This is a genomic window from Bradyrhizobium sp. CCBAU 53421 (assembly GCF_015291625.1).
Classification (GTDB): Bacteria; Pseudomonadota; Alphaproteobacteria; order Rhizobiales; family Xanthobacteraceae; genus Bradyrhizobium.
Genome location: NZ_CP030047.1, coordinates 2,414,670 through 2,437,386, shown reverse-complemented (window position 1 = coordinate 2,437,386; position 22,717 = coordinate 2,414,670). Strand labels below are relative to the sequence as shown.

Below are 22,717 nucleotides of genomic sequence, written 5' to 3'. Positions count from 1 at the left end.
GGAAACTGGTTCCCGCGGCCTTTAAGGGATTGGTAAACGTGAGGTTCAGGACCGGGCCTCAGCCCGATCGAGAACCTGCACGGCGGGGGCGGCGTCCTCGAAGGCGCGAGCCCTTCCCAGGCGCTGCCGGATGTCCCCAATCAGGGGGACAGACGCATCAGGCGGAATCAATATGATGCGAAGCCGGATGCCGGTCGGCTATCATCGTGAGAACAAGAACCTGCTGGGAGGATTTGCAATGAAGCTGGCCATGGCCGGACTCTGGGTACTCGCGGGCGCGATGCTGATTGCGCCGGACGCGCGTGCCGACATCAAGGTCGGCGTCGTGGTGTCCGCGTCCGGGCCGGGCTCGGCGCTCGGCCAGCCGCAGATGCGCACCATCGCGGCGCTGCCGAAGGAGATCGGCGGCGAGAAGGTCACCTATATCGCGCTCGACGACGAGTCCGATCCGACCAAGGGCACGCAGAATGCCCGCCGCCTCGTGATCCAGGACGGCGTCGACATCCTGATCGGCTCCTCGCTCACCCCGGTGACCATGCCGATGCTCGACGTCGCCGTGGAGAGCAAGACGCCGATCATCTCGCTCGCGGCGGCGACCGCGATCGTGCGGCCGATGGACGACCGCCGCCGCTGGGCGTTCAAGGTGGTCCCCAATGACGATCTGATGGCGGCCGCGATCCTGAAATACATCGCGAAATCCGGCATCAAGACGCTCGGCTATATCGGCGTGTCCGACGGCTATGGCGAGGGCTACTACGCCGAGGTGTCGCGGCTGGCGCCGTCGCTCGGCCTCACCGTCACGACCCACGAGGTCTATGCGCGCGCCGACACCAGCGCGATGGGCCAGGCGCTGAAGGTGATCGCGACCAACCCGGAGGCGGTGTTCATCGCCTCCGCCGGCACGCCGGCGGTGCTGCCGCAGGAGGCGCTGCGCAGCCGCGGCTATGCCGGCAAGATCTTCCAGACCCACGGCGTGGCATCGGAGGAATTCATCAAGCTCGGTGGCGCCAATGTCGAGGGCGCGATCTTCACCGGCGAGGCCTTCACCATCGCCGACGACCTGCCGGCGAGCGATCCGTTCCGCCAGGCGCGCGACGAATTCGTGTCGTCCTACGAGAAGGTCAACGGGCAAAAGCCGAACATCTTCGGCGCGCATCTGTGGGATGCCGTCACGCTGTTCAAGCGCGCGGCGGCGAATGCGCTGAAGACGGCAAAGCCCGGCACGCCGGAATTCCGCGCCGCGCTGCGCGACGAGCTCGAGCGCGGCAAGGACGTCTATCTGAACAACGGCCTCTCGACGATGAGCCCGACCGACCACAACGGCTATGACGAGCGGTCGGCGTTCCTGATCAAGGTCGAGGGCGGCAAGTTCAGGCTGGTGAAGTAGGCACCCGGGAAAGGCTAGGACCGATCGACATTCAGGATTCCCAAGCGGTTTGATCGCTGATTCATAGAGTTCCGTGATTCGAGACACGGAGCAGATGGTGGCGGCGAAACGATATGAGCTGACGGAGGCGCAATGGGCGAGGGTTGCGCCACTGCTGCCGGGGAAAGCTGGCGACCCGGGACGGACGGCTGCGGACAATCGACTGTTCGTCAACGGATGTTTGTGGGTCTTGCGATCGGGCGCACACTGGAGCGACCTGCCGGAACGGTACGGCAAGTGGAAAACGGTGCATCAGCGCTTCAGCCGCTGGTGCCATGCCGGCGTCTGGGAGCGCGTGTTCGCTGCTCTGACCGCCGATCGCGACAACCAGTATCTGATGATCGACAGCACCATCGTTCGCGCCCACCAGCAGGCGACGAGCGGAAAAGGGGGGCCAAAGATCAGGCGCTGGGGCGTTCCCGAGGCGGACTGACCACCAAGATCCACATGCTGGCTGATGCGCTCGGCCGTCCGCTCCGCTTCATCGTCACGGCTGGGCAAGTTAATGACATCACCCAGGCGCCCGCACTGCTCCACGGCCAGAGCGGCGATGCCGTGCTCGCCGACAAGGCCTATGACAGCAACGCCTTGCGTGCGATCATCGCGGAAATCGGCGCAACGGCGGTGATCCCGTCAAACCGCACCCGCAGGATCATCATTCCGCACGACGCCGACGCCTACAAACAGCGCAACCGCATCGAGCGCTGCTTTTGCCAGCTCAAACACTTCCGACGCTTGGCAACCCGTTATGACAGGCGATCTGGCAACTTTACTGGCTTCATCCATCTCGCAGCCGCAATGATCTGGATGCAATGAATGTCGATCGGCCCTAGTCGCCGCCCCATCGCCAGCGCGGCGGCTCGCCTTTCCACCAGCACACCGCGATGAGCAACAGGCTGAGCACGGCCGCATAGACGATGAAGCGCGCTGGAGACTGCGGCAGGTCCATCGCGCCGCCGGCCGCGATCAGCGCCACAAAGCCTGCGAGAACCGCCCAGCCTTGCCAGTTGTTCGGAGTTCCCCAGCCCCAGCCGTAGCGCTTGGCGGGAAACCAGTATCTGTCGTCACCTGGCATGGGACTGCTCCGGTCTCGAAATCCCCTGCGTCACACCTTGCCCTTGCCCGCTGCGCAGATGTTCTTCAGCGCCTGCCATTCGGCCGCCGACAGCAGCGGCTGGCCGCCGGCCGGCCTCGTGGCATCGGCCTTGTCCATGCGCGCGAGGCGATCCTCGGTCAGCGGGTGGCTGGAGACCAGCGAGAGCCCCTTGCCGCCTTCCTTGCCGGTGACGCGGAACATCAGCTCGCCCATCGGCTTGGCCGGACGGCCGAGCTTGTGCATGGTCTCGATCGCGAAGGTGTCGGCGTTGGTCTCGGCGTCGCGCGAATAGGACGACGTCACCAGCGAGCGCGAGGCGAAGATCAGCGCGCCGGAGCCGGTGATGTCGCCGAACAGCAGCCCGATCAGGAACGAGGTGCCGCCATTGTGGATCAGCTCGCGCATGCTGTCGCGATGACGGAGATGGCCGAGCTCATGCGCCAGGACGCCGGCGATCTCGTCGGGATTTTCCGCCTTCTCCAGCAGCCCCTCGAACAGATAGACCTTGCCGCCCGGCAGCGCGAAGGCGTTCGGCACCGGCGTCGCCAGCACGCCCGACTGCACCGAGGTATCGAGGCCCGCGGACTGCCTGAGCTTGCCGACCAGCTTCTCGAATGCCGCTTGTCCTGCCGCGTTGCTGCACGGCGTGCCGTCGAACACCACCTTGACCTGCGCCTCCGCGACGTCACCGAGACGCCGCTCGAAAGAATCAGGCACCAGCGGCGTCAGCCGTTCGGCGGCGAGCGGCACGCCGAACAGCACCACCAGCACGATCGACACCGCGGCCGCCAGCGACCAGCCGACGATGCCGGCGACGCCCTTGCGGTTCGGCAGGTCGGCCTCGAGCCGGTCGCAGCGCGCGACCACCGCCGCCGTCTGCTGCGCGTCGCGGATTTCGAGCCGCGCCAGGGCCGGCGCGGCCAGGCAGCTCAGCCGCAGCAGGCCGGACGGGCTGTCGGCGCTGCGGATGTCGTGGAACGCCCAGCGCGCGAGCAGTTCGCCGTCTTGCCTGATCTCCAGCGCGTCGGACAGTTTGAGCGCGACGATGCGCCGGCGGCTCGATGCGCCGTCGAAGTACACCACGCCCGGCACGGGCGCTGCCGCCGAACTGGCCTCGTTGAAATCGGCTTCCATGGCGCTAGAATCCCGCGACGTCGAGGCCGTCGGCGAAACCTTCGCCGAGCGCATTGGCGAGCTCGCCGCGCGCGGTGACGTTGGCCGCCGCCTCGATGTTGTGCACGATGGTCGACGACAGCACCCGGACCCAGAGATCGCGCATCAGGTAGACCCGCATCACGACGTTCATCGCCAGCGCAAGCGCAAGATACCCGATGCCGGCCATGACCATCAGGGGAATGCTCTTGGCAAACGCCTCGGTCCTGAAGAAGTCCGCGATCGAGGAGCCGTTGATGCTCGCGGCCAGGAAGGTGCAGAGCACGAGATAGGCAAAGAACACCGTGCCGAGCAGCATGGCCCAGCCGATCACCTTCCAGTACAGACCGATCAGCGCGCTGCGGCGCATGGTGGATTCCAGCCTGACCTCGCCGAAGCGGATGCCCGACAGCCACCAGCGCCACTCGATCGCCTTGAACGCGGCATAGGCGAACGGACCGAAGATCGTCACCATCGCGAACGGCATCAGCAGCCAGAGCCACCAGCCGCGCTTGAAGAAGTCCCAGCCGCGGCCCTCGAACGAGCCCTGCAGGTCGCCGTAATAGGAATGCCGCATCTTGTAGCGTTCGAGCGCCGCCTCGCGCCATGGCAGCGCCAGGCCGAGCGTGATCGTGACCAGCAGGCCCCATAGCGAGGCCTTCAGCGCATAGATCCAGCCCGAGCCGCTCATCCAGAAGCGGACGCCACGCCACACCGTGCGGGTCAACCGGTAGCGCCGCGCGCGATAGATCGCGAACTGGCCGAACAGATAGAAGAAGGCGACCATCGGCAGCGAGGCGAAGGTCTGGCCGTGCTCGGCTTCGATGGCGAGCAGGGCGTAGCCGAGATAGACCGGCACCAGGATGGCGAGCGCGACCAGGAAGCCGATCAGAAGCTCCTTGCCGCGGCCGGTATATTCCGGCCCATCGCCGTCGATCAGGGTGTTCGACCAGAGGTGACGGCGGATGTCGGTGGTGAGCCAGAACCGGTAGAAGCCGACCGTGACGAGCTCAAGCGCGGCGCCGCGCGCGATCAGGCGGAAGAACTCGTTCCGGCTCCCCGAAAACGCCACCGGCATCGGCGGCGGAACCGGTTGCGGCGGCGGCTGCGGCGGCCCCGGCGGGGTCCAGCTCATGTCGTTCACGGTTCAGCTCCAGGACGTGACAATCTCTGCGCATCAAAAGCACAGGTTTGTCGCTGCGAGTGTGATCCAGGTTTCACACGAGGTCGAGAGCGGCGGGCGATTTTTGGCGGGGTGCGGTTGGCTTTGCCTTAACGAGATTGCCGGAAACCGCGCAGGCCCGATGCGCGTATCGACCACCGTCGGAGCCTGGTGGCCGCCGCCCTGTGCGGACACTTTGAGAACGACTCGATTTCGTTTTGAGAACAATTCGATCCCAGATCCTCCTGAAAGAACTTGCGAATTTCGCCTCGATTTTTTCGCCGGTTCTGCAGCTCAAAAATGCGAGGGAGGTCAAATCCAGCGTAGTTGTGTCCGCACTCCGAAACCCGGCGCGGTTCGCTTTCAGAGATGGGTCCTCCGGGATGGCCAGGATTTCTGTTCTCGCCGAAACGCGCCGCATCTTGCCGCATGAGACTGCGACCGCAGCTCGTTATCGCAGCTTGCCGAGCCACAGCGCGGTGAGCGCCGAGCGATTGCGCACGCCGAACTTGGCGTAGATCGACTTGACGTGGAAATGCGTGGTGTTCGGACTTTGCTCAAGCCTCTGTGCGATCTGCTTTTCCGTGTGCCCGTCGAGCAGTGCGAGCAACACCCTGCGTTCAGCAGGTGTCAGGGCTGCATTGGCGATCAGCAGACCGTGGCTGAGCAGTTGCTGACGGTGAAACCATCTCAACCCGCGCATCACGAAGCCCAGACGCTGGCCGTCCTGCGCCGAGAAGCGAGGGGCCTCCGCATCGCGAAATACGAACAGGCGAATCCTCACGTCGTCATTGAGCGCAATGCGCACGGAAATGCTGTCGGCGAAGCCGACGTCCAAATAGTGCCGCCGATAGTGCTCGCCCTCGAACCATTCCGGCGGCAGCGCTTCGAACAACAGGCGGACGCGGAACGGCTCATCTCCCGACATGGAAAGGATCTGAGACAGGTCGACGTCGCGGGACCAGAGCGTATCGAACTGCTTCTGCACGGATGCTGCCACCGCCGGTATCGGGTCCAGCACCCGGACGAGGCGCGGACGCCAACCGAGCAAGGGATCGGCCCGCTTCGGCGAAGGCAATCGCACGACAACACCCCATAGCACATTGCGTGCCGACAACATGGTACGCAGTGCGGCTAGCAGATGTGTCAGTGCGGCGTCGCCGTCGCCGACGGAGAACTCGGCCAGCCGATCCCAGAGCGCATAGACATCTTGATTCTGCGGATTGGTGGAATCCGTGGATAGATACATGTCCCCCCGAAACAAGTGCGCAGGTCACCGACCTTCGAGCAAGCATAGGAGACACCGGACCACCTTTCTAGGTAGTTCCCAGGCGCATCACGTGGCGCGATATTCAGTGCGGGTGTTGGGAAGACTGGCCTTCTCACCGTCACGATATTCGGAGATTAACGATGCGCACTGCAATGGGCGCGCGCCGGCTTGACACGCCCGACGACGACCGGACGGAGCGGCGATGGCGTCTCGGCTTTTTCATCGCCCTATCATGCGTAGTCTTGATTGCACTCGCGGCCTTCGTGCAGCAGCCGCCCGGCGAAGGGTTGATCCGACCTACTGGCCCGTTGCCGGCGATCGACATTCCCTGATCGAGCGCTGTTGGCGCCCCCTGCTGGAGATCATCATGCGCGCCGTTGCAGCTGCTGCGATTGCGAAGGCTTTTGTCCGGATATTCCCCGCATCGTCACTGCAAGCAAACGTCCTCAAGCAGACCGCGTTGTTCTGCGGAGCCGCCCTCTTGGTCTGGCTGCTGTCGGTGACTTATGGGCTGGATCTCAGTGCCGGCTTCTTCTAGCCGATCAGCATGTGATCTTGCGTTTGCTTCGGTTTCCAGGCCCCTTGAGCCGCATGTGCAGGGGTCGTCCCGCTCTTCAGGGGCAAGTTCATAGAAGGACGCGGAAATGCTCTGCCCAGACGGTTTGCTCTGCGGCTCGAAGTCCTGGGTTGAGGCTGCCGGCTATCTCGCATCGTTTCTCGTCTTCGCCACGTTTTGCATGAAGACGATGCTCCCGCTCAGGATCGCGGCCATCTTGAGCAATGTCGCGTTCATCGCATACGCGTTCTTCGACGGCTTGTATCCGATCCTCATCCTTCACTCGGTTCTGCTGCCCCTCAACGCCGTCCGAACAGTCCAGATGCTCCGCCTCAGGCGAATTGTGGAGCAGGCATCCAAGGGCGAATTCACAACCGAACCGCTATGTCCGTTCATGAAAGCGGCGACGTGGAAGGCCGGGGAGATCATTTTCAGGCAAGGCGATCACGCCGACCGCATCTATCTGCTTGCAAAGGGAAGCGTACGCCTGAATGAAATCGATCTCGTTCTGGGGGCCGGAGAGCTGTTCGGGGAAATTGGCGTTTTCTCGACGGCGCGAGAGCGCACCCAGACGGCTCAGGCAATTTCCGATGTCGAGCTGCTCTGGCTCACCGAGCGCGACCTCGCCCAGGTGTGCCATGCCGATCCTGCCCTGGCTTTCCACTTCCTGAAACTGTCGATCAACCGCCTGCTGGCCAACACGGGACGCCAGCCGGGTCGTTCCTTCGCGGTCCCGATACCCCCGGCCGGCGAGAACGAACTTCGAACCTCAACGAGGGAAATACATACTTACCGATCAGGTGATGGAACGACCAGCAAGGACGCCGCCGCAAACGAGGGCAGGTGCGATGATCAAATGGATATTGTCGGCGTGCTTCCTGGCGCTCACGGCTGCTCCCGCCGCTGCCGTCGACGTACGGCTGGATTCCTATCGCAATCCGAAGAATGAGAACTTTCGCATCTTCAATCATATGTATCTGGACGGCGCCAGGGGCGGCATGATGGCTTCCAATGCCTGGTTGAAACGGCATGGCGGCCAGATGTTGTTCTGCATGCCGGGCGACCTCGCACTGAGCAGCGAGCAGACCGAAGAGATCATGCTCAAATCCGCCGACAAGCGGTCCGCCAAAGGCGAGATGGCGGTCGCCCTCCTGCTGCTCTGGGGCTTGCAGGACACCTACCCCTGCGACAAGCCTGCCAGCCAACAGCCGGCGCCCGCACCGCCCGATTGAATCAAACGCCGTTTCAAACGGCGTTGGTTGCCGCCCCGGCCCGTCCATCACCCGAAAAGCCCGGATTCGGCCGCTTTGGCCTGGCATCAATGCGGCCAAATGCGCGCTGAGAGCCCTTGCGCAAACCGCGGAATGAGAATGTAATTCGGTAAAACATGCCGCGCCGGCGATGCCCGGCAGCGAAACGGTTGAGGAGCCGCTCATGCACGGGACCATCGATCTGGTCGACGACAGCAATCTGGACGCCGCACGCGAACGCGCCAACACGCTTCCGCTTTCGGACTACGATCCCGGCGATCCCGAGCTGTTCAAGACCGATACCTTCTGGCCGTATTTCGACCGGCTGCGCCGCGAGGAGCCGGTGCACTACTGCAAGGATTCGATGTTCGGCCCGTACTGGTCGATCACCCGCTACAACGACATCATGGACATCGAGACCAATCACGCGGTGTTCTCCTCGGCCGCCTCGCTCGGCGGCATCACCATCCGCGACGTGCCGCCGGACCTGCGCCGCGAAAGCTTCATCGCGATGGACCAGCCGCGCCATTCGGCGCAGCGCAAGACCGTGGCGCCGATGTTCACGCCGACGCATCTTGACGAGCTCGCGATCAATATCCGCAGGCGCTCGACCGAGTGCCTCGACAACCTGCCGCGCGGCGAGGTGTTCGACTGGGTCGACAAGGTCTCGATCGAGCTGACGACGCAGATGCTCGCGGTGCTGTTCGACTTCCCGTGGGAGGACCGCCGCAAGCTGACCCGCTGGTCCGACGTCGCGACCACCCTGCCCGGCGCCGGCGGCCTCGTCGCCACCGAGGACGAGCGGCAGGCCGAGCTGATGGAATGCGCGAGCTATTTCGCGAGGCTGTGGAAGGAGCGCTCTGGCCAGCCGCCGAAGAGCGATCTGCTCTCGATGATGGCGCATAGCGACGCCACGCGGAACATGGATCCGAAGAATTTCCTCGGCAATCTGATCCTGCTGATCGTCGGCGGCAACGACACCACGCGCAACACGCTGTCCGGCAGCATCTACGCGCTCAGCAAGCATCCGGAGCAGTACCGCAAGCTGAAGGAGAATCCGGCGCTGATCGACAGTTTCGTGCCCGAGGTGATCCGCTGGCAGACGCCGCTCGCCCATATGCGGCGCACCGCGCTCGCCGACTTCGAGTTCCGCGGCCGCCAGATCAAGAAGGGCGACAAGGTGGTGATGTGGTACGTCTCGGGCAACCGCGACGAAGAGGCGATCGAGAAGCCCTACGAGTTCCTGATCGACCGCGCCCGGCCGCGCACCCACATCTCGTTCGGCTTCGGCATCCATCGCTGCGTCGGCCTGCGTCTCGCCGAGCTGCAGCTCAAGATCATCTGGGAGGAGATCCTCAAGCGCTTCGACACGATCGAGGTGGTGGAGGAGCCGCAGCGGGTGTATTCCAGCTTCATCAAGGGCTACGAGACGCTGCCGGTGCGCATCGCCGCGTGAAAGCGCATCCCGTATTGAGTCGAACCATTTGCGTCGCCGGCCTGAGTTAGGAAGGAACAATCGGATGGGTTCCCTCCCCCCTTGCGGGGGAGGGTTAGGGAGAGGGGTAAGCCGCGCGGGCAGTGCTCGTGGCTCACCCCTCTCTCCAACTCTCCCCCGCAAGGGGGGAGAGAGCCCAACCACCTCCGTGCGGCTTGCCAGATTTATGTGGAGAAGATCATGAACATCCATGCCGCAGTCAGCGCCGACCGGGCCGAGCTGCTGCGCCAGGCGCGCGAGGAAGCCTATGCGACCCCGCTCAAGGATTTTCATCCCGGCGCGCCAAGACTATTCCAGAACGACACGTTGTGGCCGTGGTTCGAGCGGCTGCGCAAGGAAGAGCCGGTGCACTATTGCACCAACTCGCCGATTGAGCCTTATTGGTCGGTCGTGAAGTACAACGACATTATGCATGTCGACACCAGCCACGGCATCTTCTCCTCGGACTCCACGCTCGGCGGCATCTCGATCCGCGACGTGCCGCCCGGCTACGACTATCCGAGCTTCATCGCGATGGACCAGCCGAAGCACGCCCATCAGCGCAAGACCGTGTCGCCGATGTTCACGCCCAATCATCTCGACGAGCTGGCGAAGCTGATCCGCCAGCGCTCGCAAAGCGTGCTCGACAATCTGCCGCGCAACGAGACCTTCAATTTCGTCGAGCGCGTCTCGATCGAATTGACCACCCAGATGCTGGCGACGCTGTTCGATTTCCCCTGGGAGGAGCGGCGCAAGCTGACGCGCTGGTCCGACGTCTCCACCGCGCTGCCGAAGAGCGGCGTCGTCGACTCGCCGGAACAGCGGCGGCAGGAGATGGACGAGTGCTACGCCTATTTCTCGAAGCTGTGGAACGAGCGCGTCAACGCGCCGCCGAAGAACGATCTGCTGTCGATGATGGCGCATAGCGACGCCACGCGGCACATGGATCCCGACAATCTGATGGGCAACATCATCCTGCTCATCGTCGGCGGCAACGACACCACGCGCAACACCATGAGCGGCTCGGTGCTGGCGCTGCACGAGCATCCCGAGCAATTCAGGAAGCTGAAGGAGAACCCTGATCTGATCGACACCATGGTGCCGGAGGTGATCCGCTGGCAGACGCCGCTGGCGCATATGCGGCGCACCGCCCTTCAGGATACCGAGATCGGCGGCAAGACCATCAAAAAGGGCGACCGCGTCGTGATGTGGTACGTCTCCGGCAACCGCGACGACGAGGTGATCGACCGTCCCGACGAGTTCATCATCGATCGCGCCCGGCCGCGCATCCACCTGTCGTTCGGCTTCGGCATCCACCGCTGCGTCGGCATGCGCCTCGCCGAGCTGCAGCTCAAGATCGTCTGGCAGGAGATGCTGAAGCGCTTCGACCGCATCGAGGTGGTCGGCGAGCCGAAGCGGGTCTATTCCAGCTTCGTGCGTGGCATCGAGAACCTGCCGGTGCGGATCCCGGGCTGAGCCCGGGCGTCGTTTCGGCGCGCTGTCCAGCGGCATCTTGCAGATTGGGCCAGTTGACGGACCATGAACCGAAAAGAACGGCGTGCGGCCGGTAAGCGACGGGACGAGCCCACCGGAAACGCCCCCGCTTTCGCCTCTGCAGTGGTCGGCATTGCCGGGCTTGCTGCGGAAGCAAGCCGCTTCTACGGGATGCGGCGCTTCAACGAGGCGCAGGAGATCTGCCGGCAAATCCTCGCGCGCGAGCCTGGCCATGTGCAGGCCCTGAACCTGCTCGGCCTGATGGCGCAGGCAGCCGGCGATCACCGGGCTGCCGCGAAGATGTTCACGAAAGCAATTGCCTCGGACGAGGTGAACGCCGCCTGTCACTACAACGCCGGCAATTCCTACCAGGCGCTGGGCAATCGCGCCAAGGCGGCCGCACATTTCAGCAATGCGCTTGCGCTCGGCATGGATGCGAAGGCCGTCGGCTTCATCCTGCAGAGCCCAACCGTCGCCGGCTATGTCGGGCGGATTGCCGGCAAGTGGCCGCTGCCGCTCACGAACGACGAATTGTTCGGCACTGACGGCGTCGCTCCACTTGCGCGCGACCTGTTCCTGCGTGCGGCGATGGAAGCGACGACGCTGGCTAACATGCAGATCGAGGTGCTGCTGGGATATGCGCGGGCCGAACTGCTTCGGCTCGCGAGCAACGAAGGCGAGGTCGACGACGAGACCGTTGGTCTCGCCTGCGCACTCGCCCGGCAATGCTTCATCAACGAATATGCTTACGGACAGACCCAGGCGGAAACCGAACTCGCGGGCGCATTGCGCGATCGATTGCTGCGGGACCTGACGTCAGGGGCCGCGATCGCGCCGCTCACGCTGGCGGTCGTTGCGGCCTACGCCCCGCTTCACGCACTCCCGCAAGCGGACGCGCTGCTGCGCCGGGATTGGCCCGCGGCCACGGCCGGCCTGTTACGGGTGCAGCTTCGCGAGCCGCGCGAGGAAATGGAGGAGCGCGGCGCCATTGCGACGCTCACCCCGATCAGGAACGACACATCGGTCGAGGTGATGCGCCAGTATGAGGAAAATCCCTATCCGCGCTGGACCGTCAATCCGCTGACGGCCTTCACCGCCGACCGGGCGCGGGGACGGACCGTCGCGACCGCGGAACAGCAGGCAGAACGGGATATCCTGATCGCGGGTTGCGGCACCGGCTCGCATGCGATCCAGATCGCGCAGGTCTATCCGAACGCCCGCCTGCTCGCGGTCGACATCAGCATGACCAGCCTCGCCTATGCGCGCCGCAAGACGCGCGAGCTCGGCCTCCGCAACGTCGAATATGCGCAGGCGGACATCCTGGAATTGGGTGCGATCGGCCGCAGCTTCGACAGCATCGAGTCGGTCGGCGTGCTGCACCACCTTGCCGAGCCCTTTGCCGGATGGCGCGTGCTGGTCTCGCTGTTGCGGCCGGGCGGCACGATGCGCATCGGGCTCTACAGCGAACTGGCGCGCCGCGTCATCGTCGAGGCCCGCGCCCGCATCGCGGCGCGCAACTATCGCGCCACCACTGAGGACATCAGGCGGTGCCGCCAGGACATCTTCCGCGAAGCCGAGCAATGGAAGCCGCTGATCGGCGCCAAGGACTTCTACAGCATGAGCGGCTGCCGCGATCTGCTGTTCAACGTGATGGAGCATCGGCTGACGCTCCCCGAGATCGCGGCGTTCCTGAACGAACACGGCCTGACGTTCCAGGGCTTCGAGCCATTCGACGATCCGGCGATGCTCGACCGATTCCGCAAGCAATTTCCGGGCACCGCTGACGAAACCAATCTGGAGCAGTGGCACCGCTTCGAGGTCGCGCACCCCGAGACGTTCTGGGATATGTACGTGTTCACGGCGGGCAAGACCGCGGGCTGACGGCAACGCGCTAGCGCGCGTGCTGACCCTTGTTGGTCGGCAACGGGCAATCGGTACAAACCCTGTCGTCGCACATCCGGCAGATCGTGAAGCGGTCCATCTCTGATGTGTCCTGCCTTGCCAGCAGCTCGCGGATCAGCGTCGCAAGCTGCTTGCGTTCGGCAGACGACAGCACGTCGAGCAATGACGTCACGGCCGATATCCGCGACGCCAGCAATTCGTTGCGGGATGCAGCGCCTGACGCCGTCAGATGCAAGGCGACCTCACGGCCGTCCTTGCCCGGACGGCGCTCGACCAGCCGGTCCGAGACCAGACGATCCACCAGGCGGACCGTTCCGGAGTGCGACAGGCCGAGGATCCGCCTCAGCTTGTCGTTGGTCATGCCCTGGCCGTAGCCGATGACGATGAGGGCCGCAGGCGTCTCGCCGCCGCGGCCGACCACCTCGCGTGCGCCCTGTTCGATCCGATCCATGACGGCGAGCGACAGCGCGCCCAGCAGATTGGCGATTCCGTTTTCCATGCGGGGAACAATATGTGCGCTGCGCACAAAAAACAACTTGACCGGATATGTGCGCTGCGCACATATTTATCCGGGAGAGCAACAACGACGAAAAAATGGAGTGGAGCGATGACGATCCGAAGCAGTGCGCTGGCAACGCCCGACGCCACCGGCAGCGAACCCGCGCTGAAATACGTGCAGGCCAACGGCGTACGATTTGCCTATCTCGAACAGGGCAGCGGACCGCTGGTCATGTTCATGCACGGCTTTCCCGACAACGCCTGGTCGTATCGCAAGCAGCTGCAGGTGTTCGCGGATGGCGGCTATCGCGCGGTCGCGCCATTCCTGCGGGGCTATGCGCCGACCGAGATTCCGGCCGACGGCATCTTCGACCCGATCGCGCTGGGCCATGATCTCGAAGCGCTGATCGCGGCGCTGAGCGACGACGGACGGGCCTACGTCGTCGGCATGGATTGGGGCGGCACCTCAACCTTCCAGGTGCTGGCCACGGCGCCGTCGGCGATCAAGGCCGCGGTTGTCATGAACACGGCGCACCCGATCACAATCCCGAGCCTCAGGAGCGATCCCGATGCCGTTCGATCGGTGTTCCATGTCTATTTCTTTACGGTGCCTGGCGCTCACTCTGCGGTCAACATCGAGGGACTACCCTTCGTCGACTACCTTTGGAAGCTGTGGTCGCCAACCCTTGAGAACGAAGCGCATCTCCGCTCGGTCAAAGAGACGCTTAGCGCTCCCGGCACCATGAAGGCGGCGCTGAAATATTACAACGGCCTGGTCGATGCGGGCGTTGCGGGCCGGCTGCCGATCAACGACATGCATACGCCGACGCTGACGATCTATGGCGGCAACGATCCGACAGCGCGGTATTCGATCAAGGAAGAGCCACTCTTCAAGGGGCCACATCAGCGCGTTGTGCTGCCCGGTGTCGGGCACTTCCCGCACCTCGAGCGTGAGGCCGAGGTTACCGGTCTGATCATGGACTGGTTCACCACACACGCCGCCGGCTGAGCAGCCGTGCCGCAAGCCGCAGCCGCGTCACAAAGTCTCTCGAATTCTCACTAACCAGGAGTGCGCGCAATGGACGCCACCACACAGCAGCAATACGCCGAAGCCTTTCATGCTCTTCACAGCAAGGACGACGACCCGCTCGTCCTGTTCAACGCCTGGGACGTCGCGACCGCCAAGGCCATCGCAAAGAGTTCGCCGGCGGTGGCGACCAGCAGCGGCGCGGTCGCGGCCGCGCTCGGCTATGCCGACGGCGAGAATGCCCCGCTCGACATGATCGAAGGTCTGGTCTCGCGGATGACCGCTTCCGTCCCGGTGCCGGTATCGATCGATCTCGAGGCAGGATATGGCGACACAGCGGACGCGGCGGCGAATTCAGCAGCCAGTGTCCTAAAAGCCGGTGCGATCGGCATCAATATCGAAGACGGGCTTTTGGGCGGCAAGCGGCAACTCGTCGATCCCGAACAGCACGCCGCGAAGATCAGGGTCGTGCGCGACGCGGCACAGAAGGCCGGAATTCATCTCTTCATCAATGCGCGCACCGATCCGTTCCTGCTGAAATTCGGCTCGCCGGAAGAGTGCCTGGATGAAGCGGCAAGCCGCGCGAAGGTCTATGCCGAGGCCGGCGCCGACGGCATTTTTGTGCCGGGCTTGACCGACCTCGCGCTGATCGAGCGGCTCGTTCAACTGACGCTGCTGCCGGTCAACATCATGGTGACGCGGGGCGTTCCCGAAATCGGCGAGCTCGCCCGCGTCGGTGTTCGCAGGATCAGCCTCGGACCGTGGCCGATGATGGCGGCGATGCGGGTGATCGGAGAGGCTGCCGCCGCGGTCACGTCCAGCAAGCAGTACGGCACGTTTCTGCAGCCGAATGGCTGAGCCGGGATATCGCCAGCCCCTCGTCATTGCGAGGAGCGCGCGACAAAATTGCAATGCAATTTTGCGCTGAAGCGATGAAGCAATCCATCCCTCCACGCGTGGAGAGTTGGATTGCTTCACAGAGCCTGTCATCGGGCGCGCGTCCGCGCGACCCGTTGGCTCGCAATGACGGGATATACAATTCTGGCATAGCTGCGCGACACAGATGCGACGGGAGTTAAATGTCCTAACGCGCTAAGGCTTCAATGAGGACGCGCCACTGCGGGTCCAGTACCGAGGCCATGATGGACCAGATTGCCGTTCACCAGGATAGCGCGACCAGCACCGACTGGCCGATCGCGATCTACCGCACGCTCAAGAGCTTTGGCGTCGCGCAGGTGTCCTACGTCCCCGACGCGGGGCATTCCAAGCTGATCAAGCTGTCGCACGCCGATGCCGACATCAAGACCACGGTGCTGACCACCGAGGAAGAGGGCGTGGCGCTTTCCGCCGGCGCCTGGCTCGGCGGCGACCGCGCGGTGCTGCTGATGCAATCGAGCGGTGTCGGCAACTGCGTCAACATGCTGTCGCTGATGGCAAGCTGCCGCTTTCCGCTGCTCACGCTGGTGACGATGCGCGGCGAATGGGCCGAGTTCAATCCCTGGCAGATCCCGATGGGCCGCGCGACGCCGCAGGCCTTCGAGATCATGGGCACCACCGTCTTGCGGCTCGACAACCCCGACGACGCCGAGGAGGTGATCTCGGCCGCCGCCTCGCTCGCCTATGACGGCGACCAGCAGGTCGCCGTCTTGATCTCGCAGCGCATGATCGGCCGCAAGAAGTGGACCAGGGAGACGCATTGATGTCGGCACCAACAGGCACTCTCGACCGCCGCGTCGCCGTGAAGGCCTTGCTCGCCGACCGCGGCGACCTGCTCGTGATCTCCGGGCTCGGCTCCTCGTCCTACGACGTGTTCGATGCCGGCGACCATGCGAGCAATTTCTATCTCTGGGGCGCGATGGGCGGCGCCGCGATGGTCGGGCTCGGCCTCGCGCTGGCGCAGCCGAAGCGCCCGGTGCTGGTCGTCACCGGCGACGGCGAGCAGTTGATGGGGATCGGCAGCCTCTTGACCATCGCCACCAAGCAGCCCGGCAATCTCTCGATCGCGGTGCTCGACAACGGCCATTTCGGCGAGACCGGTATGCAGCTCAGCCACTCCGGCCTCGGCGCGAAGCTGGAGGTGATCGCAAGCGGCGCAGGCATCCGCAACGTTTCCGATATCGCCGACATGGCCGGCATCGAATGCTTCCGCGCTGATATGCACGATCTCGGCGGCGGCCCGCGGCTGGCGCGGATCCGCATCGCAGCCGGCGAAGTCGAGCGCGCGCTGCCGCCGCGCGACGGCACCTACCTGAAGAACCGCTTCCGCGGCCATCTCGGCTTCGCCGTGAGCTGAGATCATTATGCACGCACCGCCGTCATTGCGAGGAGCGACAGCGACGAAGCAATCCATGTCACCGCGCATGCCGCGCGATGGATTGCTTCGCTTCGCTCGCAATGACGGAAGCAACTGCAGCCGCGCTCAGGCGAGCTGGATATCCCAGAGCCCCTCGGCGCGGCACGCAGCGACCTCGTCGCGCAGCAATTTGGCGATCAGGGTGATGGCATTGGAGCCGGGATGCTCGACCGGGGAAGCCAGGGTCAGCTCGCGCCGCGGGGCCGGCCGCGCGATCGGCGCGGTCTCCAGCCTTCCCTCCGCGACCTCGCCGCGCACCGAGGACGGCGGCAGCATGGTGTATCCGAGCCCCTCCTCGACCAAACTCGTCAGCACCCGGAACGAATCCGCCTCCAGCTTGACGTCGAGCGTGACCTTCTTCTTCGCCGCCGCATGCTCGATCATGGCGCGGAGCCCGTGCGAATGACTTGGAAGCACCAGGCGCTGGCGCAGCAGCCAGCCGATATCGACCTGCTTCTTCTGCTTCAGCCCGCTGCCGCGCGGGCCGACCGCGACGATGCTATCACGGCCGAGGCTCTGCACCGCAAGGTGCAGATCGACCGACGGGCCGTAGATCACCGCAAGGTCCATCTCGCCGCGATGCAGCCATTCGATCAGATGGCCGCTGTAGCTCTCGACGATGCAGAGCGAGATGCCGGGATAGCGTTCCACCGTGCGCCGCGCCAGCCGCGCCGAGATCACGCAGCTCACCGTCGGCACCAGCCCGAGCACCACGCGCCCGGACGGCGCGCCGCCCGCGGACTGGATGTCGTCGCGGATCTGGTCGATCTGCCGCACGATACCGCCGGTGCGCGCCAGCAGCAGCCGGCCGGCATCGGTCAGCACCATGCCTCGGCCGTTGCGCGTGAACAATTCGGTCCGCAGCTCGTGCTCCAGCAGCTTGATCTGCCGGCTCAGCGCCGGCTGCGCGACCCGCAAGGTATCGGACGCCTTGCTCAGACTCCCGAGTTCCGCGACGCACGCAAAGGTCCTAAGCTGGCGGAAATCCATACTTGCCAATCCTGGAAGGCAGGTTCATACGCTATAACAAAACAGCATAGGGAGTTTACCGGGGCCCCACAACAGCGGGCGTTTTCTTCACGCGAACGAATTTCCAGTTCGCCCGAAAACGCCCTGGCGCAACCTCTCGGCAAGACGAAATCATGACCGCACAAGAACAGCACACCGACGACCATTCCGACATCCGCGACGCCGTCGCAAAGCTCTGCGCGCAGTTTCCCGGCGAATACTGGCGCAAGCTTGATCGCCAGATGGCCTATCCGAAGGAGTTCGTCGATGCGCTGACGGAGGCCGGCTATCTCTCGGTGCTGATCCCCGAGGAATATGGCGGCGCGGGCCTGAAGCTGTCGGCGGCGGCGGCGATCCTGGAAGAGATCCAGCGCGCCGGCTGCAACGGCGGCGGCTGCCACGCCCAGATGTACACGATGGGCACCGTGCTGCGGCACGGCAACGACGCGCAAAAAGCGAAATATCTGCCGAAGGTCGCGACCGGCGAATTGCGGCTGCAGGCGTTCGGCGTCACCGAGCCGACCAGCGGCACCGATACCTCGTCGCTGAAGACCTTCGCGCGCCGCGATGGCGACCACTACGTCGTCAACGGCCAGAAGATCTGGACCAGCCGCGCCGAATATTCCGACCTGATGATCCTCTTGGCGCGCACCACGCCGAAGGAGCAATCCAGGAAGCGCACCGACGGGCTCTCGGTCTTCATCGTCGACATGCGCGAGGTGAAGGGCAAGGGCCTCGAGATTCGCCCGATCCGCACCATGATGAACCACGCCACGACCGAAGTGTTCTTCACCGACATGAAGGTGCCGGCGGAGAACCTGATCGGCGAGGAAGGCAAGGGCTTCCGCTACATCCTGTCCGGCATGAATGCCGAACGCATCCTGATCGCGGCCGAATGCGTCGGCGATGCGAAGTGGTTCATCCAGAAGGCCACCAATTACGCCAAGGAGCGCAGCGTGTTCGGCCGGCCGATCGGCCAAAATCAGGGCATCCAGTTCCCGATCGCGAAAGCCTACGCCTCGATGCGCGCGGCCGAACTGATGGTGAAGGAAGCCACCCGCAAATATGAAGCCGGCCTCGACTGCGGCGCAGAGGCCAACATGGCCAAGATGCTGGCGGCGGATGCGTCCTGGGAAGCGGCCAACGCCTGCGTGCAGACCCATGGCGGCTTCGGCTTCGCCGAGGAGTACGACGTCGAGCGCAAATTCCGCGAGACCCGGCTCTACCAGGTGGCACCGATCTCGACCAATCTGATCCTGTCCTTCGTCGCCGAGCACGTGCTCGGCATGCCCCGCTCCTACTGAGTTGCTTGACCATGCTGCCGCTTGAGGGATTGACCGTCGTTGCCGTCGAACAGGCGGTTGCCGCGCCGTTCTGCTCGTCACGCTTGGCGGACGCCGGCGCTCATGTCATCAAGATCGAGCGGCCGGAGGGCGATTTCGCCCGCGGCTACGACGCCGCGGCGAAGGGCCAGAGCAGCTATTTCGTCTGGCTCAACCGCGGCAAGGATTCCGCGGTGGTCGACCTCGCCACCAAGGAAGGCCGCGCGCAACTCGAGGAGCTGATCGCGGGCGCCGACGTGCTGCTGCAGAATTTGAAGCCGGGTTCGATGGACAAGCTCGGCTTCTCACGCGAGCGGCTGCGCAAGGCCTATCCGAAGCTGATCATGTGCACCATCACCGGCTATGGCGACACCGGCCCGTACGCCGACCGCAAGGCCTATGACCTCCTGATCCAGGCCGAAAGCGGGCTTGCCTCGATCACCGGCGGCCCCGAGGGCGCCTCGCGCGTCGGCATGTCGATCGTCGACGTGGCGACCGGCGCCACCGCGCATGCCGCGATCCTCGAAGCACTGATCGGGCGCGGCCGCACCGGAGAGGGTGCCGACATCCGGATCTCGATGTTCGACGTGATGGCCGACTGGCTCACCGTGCCGCTGCTCAATGCCGAGGATGGCAAGTCGCCGAAGCGGATCGGCCTCGCCCATCCCTCGATCGCGCCCTACGGCGTGTTCCGCTCCAGGGACGGCAAGGAGATCCTGATCTCGATCCAGAGCGAGCGCGAGTGGAAGACGCTGTGCGCCAAGGTGCTGGGCCAGCCGGGCCTGCCCGACGATCCGCGCTTTGCCAACATGGTCGAGCGCGTGCGCAATCGCGCGCTGACCGACGGAATCGTCAGCGACAGTTTTGGCAGACTGACGCGCGAGGACTTGCTGGCCAAGCTCGCCGAGGCCGACATTGCGTTCGCCGAGGTCAACAGCATGGACGACCTTGCCAAGCATCCGCATCTGCGCCGCATCGAGGTCGACACGCCGAACGGCAAGGTCAGCTATCCGGCGCCGGCCGCGATCGTGGTCGGCGAGAACAGGCACTACGGCAAGGTGCCCGCGATCGGCGAGCGCATCAAACGATCCTGAGATCCCTCCTGCCCGGGCAAATATCATGACCGATAAACTCGACCTCGATCATCTCCGCCAGTGGATCGGCAAGACCACGGAGGCCTCCGACGTCGTCACGAAGTATCTCGTGATGGGCCTGCGCGCGACGTTGTTCCAGGAGATCGGCGAGCCGAAGGCCGGCGATGCCGCACCGTGGACCACGCATTGGTGCCTGGCGCAGCCGGTGTTTCCGATGTCGCAGCTCGGCCCCGACGGCCATCCGACCCGCGGCGGCTTCCTGCCGCCGGTGCCGCTGCCGCGCCGGATGTGGGCCGGCGGCGAGCTCGAATTCTTCGACGCCTTGCGCATCGGCGACGACGCCAAGCGGACCTCGAAGATCGCCGACGTCACGGTGAAATCGGGCTCGACCGGCACGCTGTGCTTCGTCTCGGTCAATCACGAGGTGACGACCTCGCGCGGGCTTGCGGTCCGCGAGCGGCAGGACATCGTCTATCGCGAGATGACGAGCACACAGGCTGCAGCGCCCGCCAAGGCGCCGCCGCCTCCCCCGGTCGCGCAGCATCGCGAAAGCCATGTCTCCGATCCGGTGCTGCTGTTCCGTTACTCGGCGCTGACCTTCAACGGTCACCGCATCCACTACGATCGCGACTACGTCACCAAGGTCGAGGGCTATCCGGGCCTGATCTTCCACGGCCCGTTGCAGGCTTCCTTCATCGTCGAGCTCGCCGCGAAACTGCGTGGCGGCAGGCCGCCGAAGAAGCTCAGCTATCGCGGCGTGCAGCCGCTGTTCGAGGGCAGCGAGTTCTCGATCAATGCCAACGACAAGGATGGCGGCATGGAGCTGTGGACCGCGAATGCCGAGGGCCAGCCGACCATGAAGGGCACGGCGACCTGGTAGGTCGCGAGCGCGACCCACATCGGAATGCGACGGGACAACGAGGCGCTTTCATCAGCGCCTCGTATTCCGTATTGTGATCGCATTCGTCCACGGATCACGGGATCATGAGTCGCTTCTGGAGTTCGGTCGTCCACAATCTGTCGCCCTACGTGCCCGGCGAGCAGCCGAAGATCGACGGCCTCATCAAGCTCAACACCAACGAGAATCCCTACCCGCCGTCACCGCGCGCGGTGGCGGCGATCGCCGCGACCACCGATCGGCTGCGGCTCTATCCGGATCCGCGCGCAACCGCCCTGCGCGCGGCGATCGCGACGCGCTATGGCGTCACGGCGGACGAAGTGTTCGTCGGCAACGGCTCGGACGAGGTGCTGGCCCACGCCTTCCCGGCGCTGCTGAAGCATGACGCGCCGCTACTGTTCCCCGACATCACCTACAGCTTCTACCCGGTCTACTGCCGCCTCTATGGTGTCGGCTACGAGGCGATCCCGCTCGATGCCGCGATGCGGATACAGCTTGCCGACTACCGGCGGCCGGGCAGTGCCATCCTGCTGTGCAATCCCAACGCGCCGACCGGCATCGCGCTGCCGCGCGCCGCGATCGAGGCACTGGCGACCGAGCATCCCGACCGCCTCGTGGTGGTCGACGAGGCCTATGTCGATTTCGGCGCCGAGAGCGCGGTGCCGCTGGTCGCGCGCCACGACAATCTGCTTGTCATCCAGACACTGTCCAAGTCGCGCGCGCTGGCGGGACTGCGCGTCGGCTTCGCGATCGGCCAACGCCCGTTGATCGAGGCACTGGAGCGCGTCAAGGACAGCTTCAACTCCTATCCGCTGGATTGCTTCGCGATCGCAGGCGCGGTCGCCGCGATCGCGGACGACGCGTGGTTCGAGGAGACCCGGCAACGCATCATTGGGAGTCGCGAGGCGCTCACCCGCGGCCTCGCTGAGCTCGGCTTCGAGGTGCTGCCGTCGCTTGCGAATTTCGTATTCGCCCGTCATCCCGGCCACCGTGGCGCCGATCTCGCCGCAAAACTGCGGGAGCGCGGCGTCCTGGTGCGGCATTTCCAGAGGCCGCGGATCGAGGATTTCCTGCGCATCACGGTCGGCACGGACGATGAATGCGGCCGCCTGATCGGCCTGCTGCGTCAGATGGCCTGATCCGGTTTCGGCCACCGCTGGAACCGAACGCCGGCCTGCGCGTTCCCCGCCGTGACGGAGGACGCCATGCTTAGAGATGAACAGGTCGCGGTTCTCTGCGACATCGCGCAATCCATTGCCTTTGCCGACGACGTGCAAGGCGAGGTCGACCGGCTGATCAGGGAGGGGTACGTCGCCAAGGACGGCGATCTCTACGAACTGACGCCGAAGGCCGAAAAGCTGTTGTCCGAGCGCGGCGCCAGCCTCAACCGGGCGTGACGCCGCTAGCGGTCAGGCTTACGCGGCGGGCGTGCACCGGGTCGCAGATATCCTGATGCCGAGCCCTGCGGACTCCTCGCGAAACTGCGCGATCGAGCGCGCGTTGCGATGCGCCTCGAACGCGGCGTCATCCTGGTAGACCTCGTAGATCAGGAGCTTCGCGGCATCCTCGCGCGGCACCAGGATGTCGAAGTGCAGCGTGCCCGGTTCATCCCTGAGCGACCGGGCGCCATGCGCCGACAGCAGCGCCAGCACCTGATCGCGCTTCTCCGGCGCGACCTCGACGGTGGCGATGAGTGCGAGTTTCGGCATGATGAATACTCCTTTCGGTTCCTTTG

Annotated in this window: 25 protein-coding genes; 18 read left to right on the top strand and 7 right to left on the bottom strand. The window is 64.7% G+C overall.

What is annotated here, in order from left to right; genetic code table 11:
- The first annotated feature begins 238 nt into the window (after positions 1-238).
- Entirely contained in the window at positions 239-1,387 is a 1,149-nt protein-coding gene (locus XH92_RS11510; protein ID WP_194459311.1) for an ABC transporter substrate-binding protein, read from the top strand.
- A 94-nt stretch (positions 1,388-1,481) separates the two neighbouring features.
- Positions 1,482-2,242 (top strand): IS5 family transposase gene (locus XH92_RS11505; protein WP_210345578.1). Its coding sequence is split into 2 segments (ribosomal slippage): positions 1,482-1,827 and positions 1,827-2,242, totalling 762 coding nucleotides; the frame shifts between segments, so codons are not numbered across the junction.
- 13 nt (positions 2,243-2,255) lie between these two features.
- On the opposite strand, the gene XH92_RS11500 is transcribed toward XH92_RS11505, so the two are convergent.
- The 4 genes from XH92_RS11500 to XH92_RS11485 all read right to left on the bottom strand — a co-directional run bounded on the left by XH92_RS11500 (position 2,256) and on the right by XH92_RS11485 (position 6,100).
- Positions 2,256-2,501, bottom strand: coding sequence for a hypothetical protein (locus XH92_RS11500; protein ID WP_194459310.1), 246 nt, complete (start codon positions 2,499-2,501; stop codon positions 2,256-2,258).
- 30 nt (positions 2,502-2,531) lie between these two features.
- On the bottom strand, positions 2,532-3,656 hold the full coding sequence (locus XH92_RS11495) for a M48 family metallopeptidase (protein WP_194459309.1): 1,125 nt from the start codon (positions 3,654-3,656) through the stop codon (positions 2,532-2,534).
- A gap of 4 nt (positions 3,657-3,660) precedes the next feature.
- Positions 3,661-4,809, bottom strand: coding sequence for a DUF898 family protein (locus XH92_RS11490; protein WP_194461218.1), 1,149 nt, complete (start codon positions 4,807-4,809; stop codon positions 3,661-3,663).
- A gap of 478 nt (positions 4,810-5,287) precedes the next feature.
- Positions 5,288-6,100, bottom strand: coding sequence for a helix-turn-helix transcriptional regulator (locus XH92_RS11485; protein ID WP_246788374.1), 813 nt, complete (start codon positions 6,098-6,100; stop codon positions 5,288-5,290).
- A 146-nt stretch (positions 6,101-6,246) separates the two neighbouring features.
- On the opposite strand from XH92_RS11485, the gene XH92_RS11480 reads away from it, so the two are divergent.
- The 7 genes from XH92_RS11480 (at position 6,247) to XH92_RS11450 (ending at position 12,761) form a co-directional block, all read left to right on the top strand.
- On the top strand, positions 6,247-6,438 hold the full coding sequence (locus XH92_RS11480; RefSeq protein ID WP_194459307.1) for a hypothetical protein: 192 nt from the start codon (positions 6,247-6,249) through the stop codon (positions 6,436-6,438).
- Between the two features lie 35 nt (positions 6,439-6,473).
- Entirely contained in the window at positions 6,474-6,644 is a 171-nt protein-coding gene (locus XH92_RS11475; protein WP_246788373.1) for a hypothetical protein, read from the top strand.
- A gap of 106 nt (positions 6,645-6,750) precedes the next feature.
- Positions 6,751-7,611, top strand: a complete 861-nt coding sequence (locus XH92_RS11470) for a cyclic nucleotide-binding domain-containing protein (RefSeq protein WP_194459306.1) — start codon at positions 6,751-6,753, stop codon at positions 7,609-7,611.
- A 52-nt stretch (positions 7,612-7,663) separates the two neighbouring features.
- Entirely contained in the window at positions 7,664-7,894 is a 231-nt protein-coding gene (locus tag XH92_RS42945; protein WP_246788372.1) for a hypothetical protein, read from the top strand.
- A 202-nt stretch (positions 7,895-8,096) separates the two neighbouring features.
- On the top strand, positions 8,097-9,368 hold the full coding sequence (locus XH92_RS11460; protein WP_194459304.1) for a cytochrome P450: 1,272 nt from the start codon (positions 8,097-8,099) through the stop codon (positions 9,366-9,368).
- A gap of 219 nt (positions 9,369-9,587) precedes the next feature.
- Positions 9,588-10,862, top strand: a complete 1,275-nt coding sequence (locus tag XH92_RS11455; RefSeq protein WP_194459303.1) for a cytochrome P450 — start codon at positions 9,588-9,590, stop codon at positions 10,860-10,862.
- Between the two features lie 63 nt (positions 10,863-10,925).
- The gene (locus XH92_RS11450) at positions 10,926-12,761 is read left to right on the top strand and encodes a bifunctional 2-polyprenyl-6-hydroxyphenol methylase/3-demethylubiquinol 3-O-methyltransferase UbiG (RefSeq protein ID WP_246788371.1); all 1,836 of its coding nucleotides are present in this window, start codon (positions 10,926-10,928) and stop codon (positions 12,759-12,761) included.
- A 10-nt stretch (positions 12,762-12,771) separates the two neighbouring features.
- Here XH92_RS11450 and XH92_RS11445 read toward each other — a convergent pair whose 3' ends face one another.
- Entirely contained in the window at positions 12,772-13,281 is a 510-nt protein-coding gene (locus XH92_RS11445) for a MarR family winged helix-turn-helix transcriptional regulator (protein WP_194459302.1), read from the bottom strand.
- Positions 13,282-13,389: 108 nt separating this feature from the next.
- Between XH92_RS11445 and XH92_RS11440 the strand changes: the two genes are divergently transcribed.
- The 4 genes from XH92_RS11440 (at position 13,390) to XH92_RS11425 (ending at position 16,600) form a co-directional block, all read left to right on the top strand.
- The gene (locus tag XH92_RS11440) at positions 13,390-14,289 is read left to right on the top strand and encodes an alpha/beta fold hydrolase (protein WP_194459301.1); all 900 of its coding nucleotides are present in this window, start codon (positions 13,390-13,392) and stop codon (positions 14,287-14,289) included.
- 69 nt (positions 14,290-14,358) lie between these two features.
- Positions 14,359-15,165, top strand: a complete 807-nt coding sequence (locus XH92_RS11435) for an isocitrate lyase/phosphoenolpyruvate mutase family protein (protein WP_194459300.1) — start codon at positions 14,359-14,361, stop codon at positions 15,163-15,165.
- 281 nt (positions 15,166-15,446) lie between these two features.
- Positions 15,447-16,007, top strand: a complete 561-nt coding sequence (locus tag XH92_RS11430; protein ID WP_194459299.1) for a thiamine pyrophosphate-binding protein — start codon at positions 15,447-15,449, stop codon at positions 16,005-16,007.
- Positions 16,007-16,600, top strand: a complete 594-nt coding sequence (locus tag XH92_RS11425) for a thiamine pyrophosphate-dependent enzyme (protein ID WP_194459298.1) — start codon at positions 16,007-16,009, stop codon at positions 16,598-16,600. The genes XH92_RS11430 and XH92_RS11425 overlap by 1 nt, the downstream gene beginning before the upstream one ends.
- Before the next feature lie 126 nt (positions 16,601-16,726).
- Here XH92_RS11425 and XH92_RS11420 read toward each other — a convergent pair whose 3' ends face one another.
- On the bottom strand, positions 16,727-17,650 hold the full coding sequence (locus XH92_RS11420) for a LysR substrate-binding domain-containing protein (protein ID WP_194459297.1): 924 nt from the start codon (positions 17,648-17,650) through the stop codon (positions 16,727-16,729).
- A 152-nt stretch (positions 17,651-17,802) separates the two neighbouring features.
- Here XH92_RS11420 and XH92_RS11415 point away from each other — a divergent pair, with 152 nt between their 5' ends.
- The 5 genes from XH92_RS11415 (at position 17,803) to XH92_RS11395 (ending at position 22,379) form a co-directional block, all read left to right on the top strand.
- The gene (locus tag XH92_RS11415; protein WP_194459296.1) at positions 17,803-18,972 is read left to right on the top strand and encodes an acyl-CoA dehydrogenase family protein; all 1,170 of its coding nucleotides are present in this window, start codon (positions 17,803-17,805) and stop codon (positions 18,970-18,972) included.
- 11 nt (positions 18,973-18,983) lie between these two features.
- A complete protein-coding gene (locus XH92_RS11410; protein WP_194459295.1) occupies positions 18,984-20,084 on the top strand; it encodes a CaiB/BaiF CoA-transferase family protein in 1,101 nt (366 codons plus the stop codon).
- A 25-nt stretch (positions 20,085-20,109) separates the two neighbouring features.
- Positions 20,110-20,964, top strand: a complete 855-nt coding sequence (locus tag XH92_RS11405) for a MaoC family dehydratase N-terminal domain-containing protein (protein WP_194459294.1) — start codon at positions 20,110-20,112, stop codon at positions 20,962-20,964.
- 104 nt (positions 20,965-21,068) lie between these two features.
- Positions 21,069-22,121 carry a histidinol-phosphate transaminase gene (gene hisC / locus XH92_RS11400; protein ID WP_194459293.1) on the top strand — a complete coding sequence of 351 codons (1,053 nt, stop codon included), beginning with the start codon at positions 21,069-21,071 and terminating at the stop codon, positions 22,119-22,121.
- Positions 22,122-22,187: 66 nt separating this feature from the next.
- Entirely contained in the window at positions 22,188-22,379 is a 192-nt protein-coding gene (locus XH92_RS11395) for a hypothetical protein (protein ID WP_194459292.1), read from the top strand.
- Between the two features lie 18 nt (positions 22,380-22,397).
- On the opposite strand, the gene XH92_RS11390 is transcribed toward XH92_RS11395, so the two are convergent.
- The gene (locus XH92_RS11390; RefSeq protein WP_194459291.1) at positions 22,398-22,691 is read right to left on the bottom strand and encodes a putative quinol monooxygenase; all 294 of its coding nucleotides are present in this window, start codon (positions 22,689-22,691) and stop codon (positions 22,398-22,400) included.
- Positions 22,692-22,717 lie beyond the last annotated feature (26 nt).

Coding starts and splice junctions, on each gene's coding strand:
- XH92_RS11510 (WP_194459311.1), top strand. CDS start 239: ATGAAGCTGGCCATGGCCGGACTCTGGGTACTCGCGGGCGCGATGCTG.
- XH92_RS11500 (WP_194459310.1), bottom strand. CDS start 2,501: ATGCCAGGTGACGACAGATACTGGTTTCCCGCCAAGCGCTACGGCTGG.
- XH92_RS11495 (WP_194459309.1), bottom strand. CDS start 3,656: ATGGAAGCCGATTTCAACGAGGCCAGTTCGGCGGCAGCGCCCGTGCCG.
- XH92_RS11490 (WP_194461218.1), bottom strand. CDS start 4,809: ATGAGCTGGACCCCGCCGGGGCCGCCGCAGCCGCCGCCGCAACCGGTT.
- XH92_RS11480 (WP_194459307.1), top strand. CDS start 6,247: ATGCGCACTGCAATGGGCGCGCGCCGGCTTGACACGCCCGACGACGAC.
- XH92_RS11475 (WP_246788373.1), top strand. CDS start 6,474: ATGCGCGCCGTTGCAGCTGCTGCGATTGCGAAGGCTTTTGTCCGGATA.
- XH92_RS11470 (WP_194459306.1), top strand. CDS start 6,751: ATGCTCTGCCCAGACGGTTTGCTCTGCGGCTCGAAGTCCTGGGTTGAG.
- XH92_RS42945 (WP_246788372.1), top strand. CDS start 7,664: ATGGCTTCCAATGCCTGGTTGAAACGGCATGGCGGCCAGATGTTGTTC.
- XH92_RS11460 (WP_194459304.1), top strand. CDS start 8,097: ATGCACGGGACCATCGATCTGGTCGACGACAGCAATCTGGACGCCGCA.
- XH92_RS11455 (WP_194459303.1), top strand. CDS start 9,588: ATGAACATCCATGCCGCAGTCAGCGCCGACCGGGCCGAGCTGCTGCGC.
- XH92_RS11450 (WP_246788371.1), top strand. CDS start 10,926: ATGAACCGAAAAGAACGGCGTGCGGCCGGTAAGCGACGGGACGAGCCC.
- XH92_RS11445 (WP_194459302.1), bottom strand. CDS start 13,281: ATGGAAAACGGAATCGCCAATCTGCTGGGCGCGCTGTCGCTCGCCGTC.
- XH92_RS11440 (WP_194459301.1), top strand. CDS start 13,390: ATGACGATCCGAAGCAGTGCGCTGGCAACGCCCGACGCCACCGGCAGC.
- XH92_RS11435 (WP_194459300.1), top strand. CDS start 14,359: ATGGACGCCACCACACAGCAGCAATACGCCGAAGCCTTTCATGCTCTT.
- XH92_RS11430 (WP_194459299.1), top strand. CDS start 15,447: ATGATGGACCAGATTGCCGTTCACCAGGATAGCGCGACCAGCACCGAC.
- XH92_RS11425 (WP_194459298.1), top strand. CDS start 16,007: ATGTCGGCACCAACAGGCACTCTCGACCGCCGCGTCGCCGTGAAGGCC.
- XH92_RS11420 (WP_194459297.1), bottom strand. CDS start 17,650: ATGGATTTCCGCCAGCTTAGGACCTTTGCGTGCGTCGCGGAACTCGGG.
- XH92_RS11415 (WP_194459296.1), top strand. CDS start 17,803: ATGACCGCACAAGAACAGCACACCGACGACCATTCCGACATCCGCGAC.
- XH92_RS11410 (WP_194459295.1), top strand. CDS start 18,984: ATGCTGCCGCTTGAGGGATTGACCGTCGTTGCCGTCGAACAGGCGGTT.
- XH92_RS11405 (WP_194459294.1), top strand. CDS start 20,110: ATGACCGATAAACTCGACCTCGATCATCTCCGCCAGTGGATCGGCAAG.
- hisC (WP_194459293.1), top strand. CDS start 21,069: ATGAGTCGCTTCTGGAGTTCGGTCGTCCACAATCTGTCGCCCTACGTG.
- XH92_RS11395 (WP_194459292.1), top strand. CDS start 22,188: ATGCTTAGAGATGAACAGGTCGCGGTTCTCTGCGACATCGCGCAATCC.
- XH92_RS11390 (WP_194459291.1), bottom strand. CDS start 22,691: ATGCCGAAACTCGCACTCATCGCCACCGTCGAGGTCGCGCCGGAGAAG.